The sequence below is a fragment of the Bacillus sp. FJAT-27916 genome, assembly GCF_001183965.1.
Taxonomy (GTDB): Bacteria; Bacillota; Bacilli; order Bacillales; family Pradoshiaceae; genus Pradoshia.
This window is the reverse complement of sequence record NZ_LFZV01000001.1, coordinates 1,750,790-1,762,776: the sequence shown is the minus strand read 5'-3', so window position 1 is coordinate 1,762,776 and position 11,987 is coordinate 1,750,790. Positions and strand designations below refer to the sequence as shown.

At 42.6% G+C, this 11,987-nt stretch carries 9 protein-coding genes and 1 riboswitch; of the genes, 4 read left to right on the top strand and 5 right to left on the bottom strand.

What is annotated here, in order from left to right:
- Positions 1 to 157 precede the first annotated feature (157 nt).
- Together AC622_RS08550 and AC622_RS08545 are read left to right on the top strand one after the other, a co-directional pair.
- Positions 158 to 1,111 (top strand): nucleoside hydrolase, encoded by a 954-nt coding sequence (locus AC622_RS08550; protein ID WP_049670693.1) that lies wholly within the window; start codon positions 158 to 160, stop codon positions 1,109 to 1,111.
- Positions 1,108 to 2,064, top strand: a complete 957-nt coding sequence (locus AC622_RS08545) for a nucleoside hydrolase (RefSeq protein WP_049670692.1) — start codon at positions 1,108 to 1,110, stop codon at positions 2,062 to 2,064. Before AC622_RS08550 ends, AC622_RS08545 begins: the two co-directional genes overlap by 4 nt.
- A 45-nt stretch (positions 2,065 to 2,109) precedes the next feature.
- On the opposite strand, the gene metH is transcribed toward AC622_RS08545, so the two are convergent.
- Both metH and AC622_RS08535 read right to left on the bottom strand, forming a co-directional pair.
- Positions 2,110 to 5,550 carry a methionine synthase gene (metH, locus tag AC622_RS08540; RefSeq protein ID WP_049670691.1) on the bottom strand — a complete coding sequence of 1,147 codons (3,441 nt, stop codon included), beginning with the start codon at positions 5,548 to 5,550 and terminating at the stop codon, positions 2,110 to 2,112.
- Positions 5,547 to 7,397: a bifunctional homocysteine S-methyltransferase/methylenetetrahydrofolate reductase gene (locus AC622_RS08535; RefSeq protein WP_049670690.1), complete on the bottom strand. Its 1,851-nt coding sequence runs from the start codon at positions 7,395 to 7,397 to the stop codon at positions 5,547 to 5,549. Before AC622_RS08535 ends, metH begins: the two co-directional genes overlap by 4 nt.
- Before the next feature lie 85 nt (positions 7,398 to 7,482).
- Positions 7,483 to 7,587: riboswitch (SAM riboswitch) on the bottom strand.
- A gap of 123 nt (positions 7,588 to 7,710) precedes the next feature.
- On the opposite strand from AC622_RS08535, the gene AC622_RS08530 reads away from it, so the two are divergent.
- Positions 7,711 to 8,313, top strand: coding sequence for a class I SAM-dependent methyltransferase (locus AC622_RS08530; RefSeq protein ID WP_049670689.1), 603 nt, complete (start codon positions 7,711 to 7,713; stop codon positions 8,311 to 8,313).
- A 544-nt stretch (positions 8,314 to 8,857) separates the two neighbouring features.
- Here AC622_RS08530 and AC622_RS08525 read toward each other — a convergent pair.
- The 3 genes from AC622_RS08525 to AC622_RS08515 all read right to left on the bottom strand — a co-directional run bounded on the left by AC622_RS08525 (position 8,858) and on the right by AC622_RS08515 (position 10,584).
- Complete coding sequence (locus AC622_RS08525) at positions 8,858 to 9,286, bottom strand: stage III sporulation protein AH (protein WP_156185593.1); 429 nt, start codon at positions 9,284 to 9,286, stop codon at positions 8,858 to 8,860.
- Positions 9,287 to 9,357: 71 nt separating this feature from the next.
- Positions 9,358 to 10,014, bottom strand: coding sequence for a Type 1 glutamine amidotransferase-like domain-containing protein (locus tag AC622_RS08520; RefSeq protein ID WP_049670687.1), 657 nt, complete (start codon positions 10,012 to 10,014; stop codon positions 9,358 to 9,360).
- A gap of 96 nt (positions 10,015 to 10,110) precedes the next feature.
- Positions 10,111 to 10,584, bottom strand: coding sequence for a hypothetical protein (locus AC622_RS08515; protein WP_049670686.1), 474 nt, complete (start codon positions 10,582 to 10,584; stop codon positions 10,111 to 10,113).
- 1,032 nt (positions 10,585 to 11,616) lie between these two features.
- Between AC622_RS08515 and AC622_RS08510 the strand changes: the two genes are divergently transcribed.
- Complete coding sequence (locus AC622_RS08510; protein WP_049670685.1) at positions 11,617 to 11,973, top strand: hypothetical protein; 357 nt, start codon at positions 11,617 to 11,619, stop codon at positions 11,971 to 11,973.
- Positions 11,974 to 11,987: the final 14 nt, after the last annotated feature.

Below are 11,987 nucleotides of genomic sequence, written 5' to 3'. Positions count from 1 at the left end.
GTCACATTTTGAATAATTACCACGAATATTGATGAAATACCTTTCTCGTTATATAGTTGAACTGTCGCCATTTTTTAGTATGTTTAATATATTTTCACTATTCCTATAATAGCGATGTTCAGAATGGTTACCAAGGTAGTTGAAGGGATGGGTTTTTATGAAGAAGAAAATTTACTTTAATCATGATGGCGGTGTGGATGATTTAATTTCTCTGTTTTTGCTGTTGAAAATGGAGAATGTGGAGTTAACTGGTGTAGGGGTTATCCCTGCTGATTGTTATTTGGAGCCTGCAACATATGCAAGCAGGAAAATTATTGACCGATTTGGTTATAGCGGCATTGATGTGGCGATGTCAGATTCTCGGGGAAAGAATCCGTTTCCGAAGGATTGGCGGATGCACGCTTTCTATGTGGATGCCCTTCCGATTTTGAATGAATCTGGCAAGATAATGACGGCTGTTTCAGGTAAACCGGCACATCTTCATTTAGTGGAGACTCTCCAGTCAACAGAAGGGAAAACCACCTTGCTGTTCACAGGTCCATTAAGTGATCTTGCGCGTGCTTTAGATTATGCTCCTGAGGTAGAGGAAAAGATTGAACGTTTAGTTTGGATGGGCGGGACTTTCCTGGAAGAAGGGAATGTGCATGAGCCGGAGCATGACGGAACGGCGGAATGGAATGTTTATTGGGACCCAGAGGCCGCTGCTCGTGTTTGGACGAGCGGGATTGAGATAGAGCTTGTAGCACTGGAAAGCACGAACCAGGTTCCGTTAACTTTGGATGTTAGGGAACGCTGGGCATCTGAGCGAAAGTATATTGGCGTTGATTTTCTCGGTCAGTGCTATGCGATGGTACCTCCGCTCGTCCATTTCTCGACCAATTCAACCTACTACCTTTGGGATGTCCTGACGACTGCCTTCGTTGGAAATCGTGACCTTGTTAAGGTAAAGACTCTTAAAAGCATGGTCCATACGGGTGGGCCTAGCCAGGGTCGCACAGAGGAAACAATTGATGGAAGACCCGTTCATGTCGTTTATGACGTCAACCGTGATGCATTTTTCGACTACATAACTGATTTAGCGAAAAAAGATCCAAGGATGACAAACAAATGATTAATAAGAAAAGAGTCATCATAGACACCGATACGGCTGGCGATGATACGATTGCCATCTTGACTGCCCTTCATTATTTCAAGGTGGAAGGAATTATGATGACGGGCGGCAATGTGCAATTTGACCAGCAGGTTGAAAATGCCCTCTATACAATCCAAGTGGGTGGAAAAGGCGGTCAAGTGCCTGTTTACAAAGGCTGTGAGTGTCCTATCATGGGAGTTGGAGAGCAGACGCACCGAACTGTTGAGGACGTTCATGGAAAAGACGGAATGGGTGATTCCTTTTTCGAAAAGGCGATTCAAGCTCCTGAAAAAGGACATGCAGTCGACTTTCTCATTGAAACGATTCATAAGTATCCAGGAGACATACATTTATTAGCCATTGCACCGTTGACAAATATTGCGATGGCCATCAAGAAGGATCCCACGATCATTCCGAAAATCCCCCATTTATCTATCATGGGAGGAACCAATAATGCACTTGGAAATATTACTCCAAGTGCAGAATATAACTTCTGGGTCGACCCGGAAGCAGCGCGGATAGTCCTTCATTCAGGCATCCCGATTACCATGGTCGGCTGGGAAATGTGTACGCAATATTCGATTATGGACGACGATGATCATTTAGATATAGAGGCACTGCAGACTAAGGGATCAACCTTCTTCAAGGATATCAACAAGGTTGTCATGAAATTCAATAAAAAGGTACATAAACTGAGCGGAACGACACATCCAGATACTCTTCTAGTTGCAGTTGCAGCGAATGAAGCGATTATGACAAAATCCAATCGTTATCATGTAGATGTGGAGATTAATGGGGAATTAACAAGAGGATACAGCCTCGTTGATATTACCAATCGGCTGGGGCGGACGAAAAATGTCCGAGTTTGTGAGGCAATTAACCGCCCTGCTTTTAAGGAAATGCTGTTAGAGGTATTGAGAACGATAGATTAATAGAAAAGCGCCGGAAGGAATCAATCCTCCCAGCGCTTTTCTTTTTCACCCCCGGCTCTCCACATTAAAATACCGGGCATCCGGATGCGAAAACACAAGTGCCGACACGGATGCTTCGGGCTCCATCATGCATCCTTCTGTAAGATGGATGCCGATGTCCTCCGGCTTCAAAAGGCCAAATAGCTTTTCTTGATCTTCAAGTTTCGGGCATGCCGGATAGCCAAATGAATAGCGCTGGCCTGTGTATTTGGCACTAAAGCGCTCCTTCATCGTCATGTCTATGGAGTCATGGATTCCCCAGGCATCCCGCATGATATGATGGAGCCGTTCGGCGAATCCTTCTGCCGCTTCAAGTGCGAGAGCCTGGATGATATGGCTCTTTAAATATTCTCCGTCCCGCTTCCATTGATCAGCGATTTCCTTGACTCCCTTGCCGCTCGTGACAATCATGAAGCCGACATGATCACGTATATTTGCTTCTTCATCCGCCACATAATCAGCCAGACACAGATACGGATTCTTCCGTTGTCGCGGGAAGGTAAAGCTTTCAATGACCTGGGTCCTGCTTTCGTCTGAGTAAATTTTCAGTTCATTGCCTTTACTTGCCGCAGGGTAGAACCGATAGGCAGCATGCAGCTTAATCAAGTCTTGTTCAACAATTTCATTGACAATGGATAGCAGGTTCATCACTTTTGGGTCTTCCTCAGCAATCAACTTATCAATATTACCTTTTAAGCCGAAATGGTGTCCAAAAAGCATTTGCTTATTGATATATGGATATACTTGCTTCAGCGGATAGTCTCGCAGAATATGGCGTTCTAAGTCCTCCGGTACTGGCGGACTTAACTGGTCCTGCACCGTCTTAAGAGGTGTTTCAGCACTCTCAATGGGTGCTGCCTTAACCGCCTCAGGTTCTGTCGTTTTTCGTTTCTCCCCTACTATTTCCTTGAGGAAATCTGCTTGTTTTTCTTGGTCATGCAGCTGGTTTACAAGATCAAGGCCTTTCATGGCATCCTTCGCATATACGACGGGTCCAGTATATTCTGGAGCAATCTTATTTGTGGTAAATTTCCTCGTTAAGGCTGCGCCGCCGACAATGATTGGCGTATTAATTCCAGCCTCCTTCAAGTCTTGTGCCGTTATGACCATTTGCTGGGCTGATTTCACAAGCAGACCGGATAAACCGATGATGGTTGGATGTTCCTTTCTTACTGCCTCGATAAGGGTTTGAGGAGTTACCTTGATGCCGAGGTCCACAACTTCATATCCATTATTGCTTAAGATAATGTCAACGAGGTTCTTCCCAATATCATGAACATCCCCCTTCACGGTTGCGAGCACCATTTTGCCCTTAACAGTCTTATCACCGGACGTTGTCATCAGCGGTTCAAGCTGGGAGACAGCTGCTTTCATTGCTTCTGCACTTTGAAGTACCTCAGCAACGATGAGCTGATTATCATTGAACAACTCGCCAACCTTGGCCATCCCCGCCATTAGCGGCCCATTGATAATATCAAGAGGGGCCATTCCTTCTTTGAGAGCTTCATCAATATCCTCCTTCAGTCCCTCCTTCGTTCCTTCAATGATATATTCAGGAAGGCGCTCAAGAAGCGGCAGCTTTTCCTTCTGCTCTTTTTCCACCGGTTTCTTCGTACGGTAAAATTCCACGAATTTCGAGAGCGTTTCATCAGAATTATGAAATAGCAAGCCTTCTGAAAGCTTGATTTCCTCCTCAGGTATGAGGGCAAACCTTTGCAGATTCTCTGTATTGACGATGGCATAATCAAGCCCAGCCTTCGTGCAGTGATATAAATAGACGGCATTCAACACTTCCCTTCCTTCAGAAGGAAGCCCAAAAGAAACATTGCTGATTCCGAGGATGGTGAGTGTACCTGGGAACTCCTTCTTGATGGCAGTTAATCCTTCAACTGTTTCGGCAGCTCCATTTCGATATTGCTCATCTCCCGTTCCAACTGGGAAGACGAGTGGATCAAAGATAATATCCTCCGGATGAATTCCATATTTCTTCGTCAATAACTCATAGGAACGACGGGCAACCTCAAGCTTTCGTGCAGCACTTACCCCCATCCCCTTCTCATCAATCGTTCCGACGACAAGGGCTGCGCCATATTGTTTCGCCAGCGGAATGATACTCTCAAATCGCTCTTCCCCGTCCTCAAGATTGATGGAGTTGATGATGCCCTTCCCTTGGGAATAGCGAAGTGCTCGTTCAATGACGGCTTCATCTGTTGAATCAATCACAAAGGGAACCTTCACTTTATTGGCGACAACCTTCATGAATTGCTCCATATCCTCTACCTCATCGCTGTCAGGGTCAGCCAGACAGACATCAATGACATGCGCTCCCTTTTTCACCTGTGCGCGGGCAATTTCAGCAGCCTCTTCAAAGGCCCTTTCTTTAATAAGCCGTTTGAATTTACGTGATCCAATAACATTGGTCCGTTCTCCAACAAATAATGGGCGCATGGAATCGTCATAGGTCAGCGCTTCAATTCCTGAGAGCATATGCTTCATTTGAGGCTCCGGTGCTCTGCGGGGCTCAATCCCTTTGACTGCTTCGGCAATAGCCCGAATATGATCTGGGTTCGTACCGCAGCATCCGCCGACAAGATTGATCCATCCTTTTTCCGCGAATTGCTTGATTTTCTTAGATAAGGATTGCGGCGTTTCATTGTACTGCCCGTTCTCATCTGGCAGCCCTGCATTTGGGTAACAGCTGACAGCACTTGGCGTCAGCTCGGATAAACTGCGCAGATGCTCGGCCATGAATTCTGGACCTGTTGCACAATTAAGCCCAATCGCCAATGGATTCATATGGGCGGACGATATATAAAATGAATCGATCGTTTGTCCGGCAAGTGTTGTTCCCATTGGCTCAATCGTCCCTGATAGAATCAGCGGAAGCTCTCTCCCTTTTGAGACGAAGGCATTCTGCATTCCGATATACGCAGCCTTTACATTCAGCATATCCTGGCTGGTCTCAAGGAGGAGCAGATCAACTCCGCCGTCAATTAAGCCCCTCACCTGGGTTTCATAGGATTCGACGAGCGTCTCAAATGTCGTTCCTCCGGTTACAGATAAGGTCTTGGTTGTCGGTCCCATTGAGCCGGCTACAAAGCGCGTCCCGTCTTCTGTTCCGAGACCATCGACAGCCTCTCTCGCAAGCTGGGCTGATTTCACATTCAACTCATAGGCAAGATGGCTTAATCCATATTCATCTAGGACAATCGGTGTCGCACCGAATGTATTCGTCTCGATAATGTCAGCTCCCGCAAGCAAATACTGCTCATGGATGGTTCGAATTGCATCCGGTCTTGTGATGGACAAATATTCATTGCACCCATCATATTCCTCCCCTCCAAAATCCGCTTCCGTCAGATTAAGTGCCTGGATCATCGTTCCCATTGCCCCATCAAGGATGACAATTCTCTCATTCAGTAAATCTCTTAATTTATGTGAATTCATTGTTCAAACACATCCCCGCTTATGACTGATTTCTTCGTGCTGGCGTATGCCACAAGTTCTCCGCTTAATTCATATCTCATAAAAGGTGTAATAATATAATGTCCGTTAAAATATTCTGCCGCCGCATCCAAAAGCTCCTTAGAAATGGCGAGACTTTCCCTCATCGATGCCTCCGCATCTGTTCCTGCCTTTTCCATTGCACGCAGCACAGGCTCCGGCAAGGTAATTCCCGGCACCTCATTATGCAGGAACGAGGCATTCCGGTAACTCGTCAGCGGCATGATCCCAATAAAGATTGGGGCTTTAATATGCCTGGTCGCTTCATAAACTTCCCTAATTTTCTCGACGGAAAATACCGGCTGCGTGAGGAAATAATCCGCTCCCGCCTGGATTTTCTTCTCCATTCTCACAACAGCCTTATCCACATATTTTACATTTGGATTGAAAGCCGCAGCCACCTCGAAATTCGTTTGTCCGCCCAGCGATTTCCCCGAATAGGAAATACCCGCATTGAACTGTTTGACTAATGAAATCAAGTCAATGGAAGACAAGTCATAGACAGAGGTTGCACCTGGAAAATCACCGATTTTCGAGGGATCTCCCGTTACAATTAGGACCTCATTAAGCCCTATTGTGTGCATCCCCATTAAATGAGATTGCAAGCCGATGAGGTTGTGGTCGCGGCACGTCAAATGGACAAGTGGATTCTTCTTCAGCTCAGCCTTCAGCAAGGAAGCAATCGCGACGTTTGATATGCGAGGGGAGGCCAGAGAGTTATCCGCTAGCGTAATGGCATCAGCCCCCATCTCGTGCAAATATCGACTCCCCTTCATGAACTCTTCCACTCCAAGCGTTTTCGGCGGATCCAATTCTACGAGAATAGCAGGCCCTTTCTTCACCTTCCCTAAAATCGTCTCTTTATCCGGCTGTCGAAAATCATAGGTGTAGACATGGGATTTTCGGCTGATGACCTCCTTCTTTTCTGTCAAAGGCACAAGACCAAGAATCCCCTTTTTAATGGCCCGTACATAGGCGGGCGTTGTCCCGCAGCAGCCGCCAATTAACCGCACACCCTGTTCCACGAGCTGTTTCGCTGCGCTGACAAAATAATCTGCATCAGTCGAGTAAACATAACGGCCATCCGTAAAGTCGGGCAGACTCGCATTAGGATAGGCAGAGTAGAAGGCATCTTCTCTTAATGGCACCTCCTCGAATGAACGAATCATATGGTAGGGCCCCATGCGGCAATTTAACCCAATGATATCGGCTCCTTTTCCTTTGATCAGGTCAAAGGCATCCTTCACCTGCATGCCATTTTGAAGCAGGCCGACTTCATGCAAGGAAATATTGGCGACAATCGGTAAATTCGTTTGCTTTCTTGCTATCTCAAGGACATGTAATAATTCCTCTAGGTCATAATAGGTTTCCAGGATTAGACCGTCCGGCTCTTCTAGAAGAAGCGCATCCAGCTGCTCCTTGAAATAGGTCCCAATCTCCGTCAAGCTTAGCTCGGATTTCCGTACGCTGCGTAGCCCGCCTATCGTACCAAGGACATAAACCCGACCTGCTGCCGCTTCCTTGGCAAGCCTGACTCCCTCCCTGTTTATCCGCTCAACCTCACCTTCAAGTCCGTAGCGCTTCAGCTTATGATAGTTAGCTCCAAATGTATTTGTTTGAATCAGATCGGCACCTGCTTCTATATATTCCTTATGTAATTCGGCAATCCGTTCTGGATTGGTGAGATTTAATTCCTCATAGCATGTATCTATCCCAAAGGAATAGAGCAATGTACCGCTCGCTCCATCTCCAACAAGGATTTCCCCCTTAAGTCTCTCTAGTAAACGCATCTTTTCCCCTCCCCTTGAGTATGCAGATGGATGTCCGATTATAAAGAAAGAGCCTTTCAAAAATGAAGGCCCCAGTTATGTACGGCACTCATCTTTCAAGCTAAGCTTGCTGGATTTAGCACCTTGGACACTGTTTGTCCAGGTTGCTGAGGTTTCGCAGGGCCAGTCCCTCCGCCTCTCTAGATAAGAAAATATTGGATTGTTTATTAAATTTACTACAAATTTTCAGTAATTTCAATTTATTTAGAAAATTATTCTCAGAAAGTTACCCCTCACCCATATTTGGGTAATAAGGGAATGAGGTGAATGATGTATGAAGGATTTCGTTTCAAAGCAATTTAAAGAACCAAAGGGATTGATTGGAAAAGCAGCAGGCAAGGTCATGGCAGTTGAAAATGGCGTATTATATGATTGGACCTTCAAGGAGCTCGGATTGGTAAATGGAGATAAAGTACTCGAGATTGGATTTGGCCCAGGTGAGGGGCTGCATATGCTTCTCTCTTCCTTCCCGAAATGCCGTCTTGATGGCTTTGATCCATCACAGGCAATGATAGACTTGGCCAAAGAGCGAAATGAAGACTCCCTGAAAAGCGGGCGTCTCACCATCACGCTTGGAACAGCTTTAGATGTACCATTAGAGAATCAATATAACCGTATATACAGCGTTAACAGTTTCCCTATGTGGGAGGAAAAAGAAACCTCCCTTAGCCGTTTGCATGCCCTTTTGACAACTGGAGGAAGCCTCACCATCACCGTCCAGCCCCGGCAAAAGGATGCCACCATCAAACACGCTGCCAAGCTCTCCCTCGAGATTTCGTCACTCATGAAAAGGACTGGATTCCATTCCATCAGAACAAATGAAATGGAGCTGAAACCATGTACCGCTGTTTCCGTCAGCGGGATAAAAGGGGACTAAGCTATTTTAATAAAGATTGTAAGAGGCACCCTAAAAGTCAGAATCAAAATCTACCTTTTGGGGTGTTCGATTATCACGAACTAATCAGCTATTGGATATGATTCTTATCAATCAGTTAATAACTCAGCCTTATACGTAGACCGAATATTTACCGGTATTTTATTAAAAATGTGAAGGGGAATTCCCCTTTCACACTTTTAAAGTGTGTATGGAATCTCCAATAATAAATAAAAAAATGGGGTAAGTTGGTTCGTAAACAAACTCCATCCAGCCCTCTGGAATGTGTATCTCTTTCATCACATATATTAATTCCTGAGAAGTATTCTTCACTTAATTGGTTTTCTACTAACATTCTTAATTTAAGACCCATTTTATCTGAGAATCCTAAGTCAGTATAATTCGCTTCTATATTCTCTCCCCTTAGTCCGGTTTATTCAGTAAAATACTGCTGCCCTTACTAATTAAACCACATGTAACGAAACTGCTCTATTTGTCCAATAAGGTATCAGTAAAAAAAGCGTCAATCCTTCTTGGATCAACGCCCTCATTTGCTGAACCGGAATTTATCCCAGATAGTTTCTTCCACCCAAAAATATCTTTCGTGGGAACACACAGCTAACATACATTTATCATTTTGATAAAACATTAAATCTTCTGGCAGCCCTCCAATCCAATCAAAGATGGAATGACTATGTTCTTTCAAAAACTGCCTTGTAGCATTATTTAATTGGAAGTAATAAACATAGGCTGTATCTTCAAGAAGCATTTGGGTCTCCCACTCTTTTTGGATTCGTCTTTCAATTAGATGCCATTTAATATCGGATATAAGATTGTCAACATAGGCAAGACGCTCTTCTTCAATCTCCATCAATTGTCTATTTTCTACAAAGGCAAAGCGATTGCATTCCCTTGAGAGTATGTCTATTAATTGCCCATAACGCTTCCCCTTAACATTTTCATATATCTCTAACATATCCATCTCACCTCAATATATCATCTCTATTAATACTTTTTTCCACAAATTGAAATTGGTTAGACATATTACTAGAGAGTCTTATCCAATTTTCGAATCTTTGAGCGGGAAATGAAATATACATTGCCCAAAATATCCATTTTATCTCCCTTTATCCGTATTGCACAATCTTTGTTAGACGCATAAATATTCATTTCTTCCGATAAGGGAGACAGTTCGCTTTGAACCAATGCAATGTTATTTTCAAGATCAAAATGAGACAGGACGGAAAAATCGTCAAGACCGATTCCATCGTAAACAGAGCTCATTTCAACCTTATAGCCCAAGTTTTTCGAACATAACCATTTAGCGGACATATTGATCGCACCAGCGCTTGCACCCATCACAACAGCTCTACTTTTTATAATTGAATCCGACAATTCATATTCCATTAAAAACTCATTTTGTTTAAGAGTATTTCCACCCAACAAGAAAATAACTGAAGCATTTTGAATGACGGATTGGGCCTCTTCTTTCTGAACGCGATAATTAATTAAATGATATTCTTCAAACATAATGCCGGCCTGGTCAAACCACGAGCGTTCAGTAGCCCCATCATCCTCATAACATAATGGATTCGAACTAATCAAAGCAAGCGATTTTCTATCCATTATATCCTCCTGTAACACCCTCCCTAGATTATCCGGAAAAAAATGATTAAACCAACCTAAATAATAATGAGTTTTCATAAGTTCCCCCTGTAGCAAAGTGTAAATACCATTCATTTATTGTGTTACTCATTCTATTTTTTTGTTACCAAAACCATTTCCATGCCAAATGAAGACCTAATCCCAATAATTAAAGATAATGTCCCCTATTCTTTCAGGCTTCCAATAAGCTATTTGCTTCAATTCATCATCATTGAGATTATTTTCATTTTGCACACTATTCTTTTTTGATCCTAACTTCAGTATCACAGGTTCATTCAGTTTCTTTGTATCTAGAACATTATAAAAAGGACTAAATAGTGTAACTAACTCAGGCTCATCAAAAAATGCAACCTTCCCGTATTCCACCTTATTTGCAAAGGCCATAAATGGATAATGTGCATTAAGCAATATATGTAAATGTTTATTAAAAACTCTAGCTTCGACATCAAAAAAATTAGTACCCATTTGTGGTCCTTTAAACCCTACTATCACGCCGTTCAGATGGGGTATGAGACTAAAACAGTTCTGCTTAAATTGTTTTTCGTCAATTGTTGGCGGTTTTTGATGGTTTGCACTATAAAAACCAGTTATGCCGTTAGGAAGTATCATGTAACAACACCTTCATTATTATTTATTCCTGGCCAATTGAACCATAATGTGTACAGCAATATTAAACTGTCAATAATACTAAGCTTTCAGCTCTTTTATCATATCTGCATATCTATCTAGCACTCGATCTTTTTCTAAGGTTTTTAGTGTTCTTTCTAAAATAGACGGATCTATCCTACCGCCTCTGGCACCAAGATAGAAGTGTACCCTAACTGCGTCTTTCATTTTTCGACTTTTACTATCAATTAGCTACATTACATAATTCTCGGTAATGTTCTTATTAGGATATTTCAAGAGATGGAAAAGGAGATCATCAACTGTTTCAAGTTGTAGTTCCTTCTTTTATGCGATAAGCATTGAATCGAATGTTGCCGTCAATCTGTTCTATTAATAGCTTTCGGTATTTTTAGGGAGTATACATCCAAGAGTTTCTTCAGCTTTTCGGTAGTCAGTTTTCGTTAATGACGCATTCATATCGTAATCCTCATGATTTTTCAAACAAATTTCATAATTACTCCTTTGTAATAATCGTATTTATAATAACTTATTCGACAAAATCCCATACTGTCCTCTCTCAGATGGCTTCTTGTTAAACTAATCAGCCCAGTTTGTCGAATAATAAAAAAGAGCTAATCATCCTGATAGCTCCTGGTAACTATTGGTGTAAGGGGAATATCTACCTTCTGCGATAAATGTTCATCTTATATTGGGACCATTCTTCATTCAGCTTATTCAGATGTGTTATCTTCCAAGGGTTGAATAAAGTTTGCCCGTTTTTATTAAAGAAGAGATTATCCCCTATATGATAAGCAGCATGCTTAATACTCTCATCATTTACCCAAATAACAATGTCTCCCGTTTAGTCTAAGAGGCTGACGCCTCTTCCTTTAAGGAGGTAATGCAGTGGAAAATAAGCAAAATATATATAAAAGATAAGGGGTAAATGAATTTAGTATTTTTTAGCTGGCAGGTTTAAAATATTTCAAAAAAGTATAATAGTATAATGATTAACATATAAAGGAGGGCTAACGTATGAAAACTGCTAAGCTTATCGTGGGGATTATTAGTATAATTCTTTTTATAATCATTACTCTTCAGTCATGTGTTGCAGGAATCGGTAATTCACTGGAAGGTAATGGGGAAGTAAGCGGAAGCGCCGGATTATTGCTTGCATTCTGTATGTTAATAGCAGGTATTGTAGGGATTAGTACTAGAAAGAGTAAGGGCGGCGGCATTACTGCAGGTATCTTCTATGCTATCGGAGGCATCATCGCTATTGCGAATGTCGGAACGTATGCAGACTTGAAAATCTGGGCTATAATTAGTTTCATTTTTGCAGTCATATTTTTAATAGGTAGCTTTTATCCAAAAAAACAATACTCTAAATAATTCATGCAAAAAAG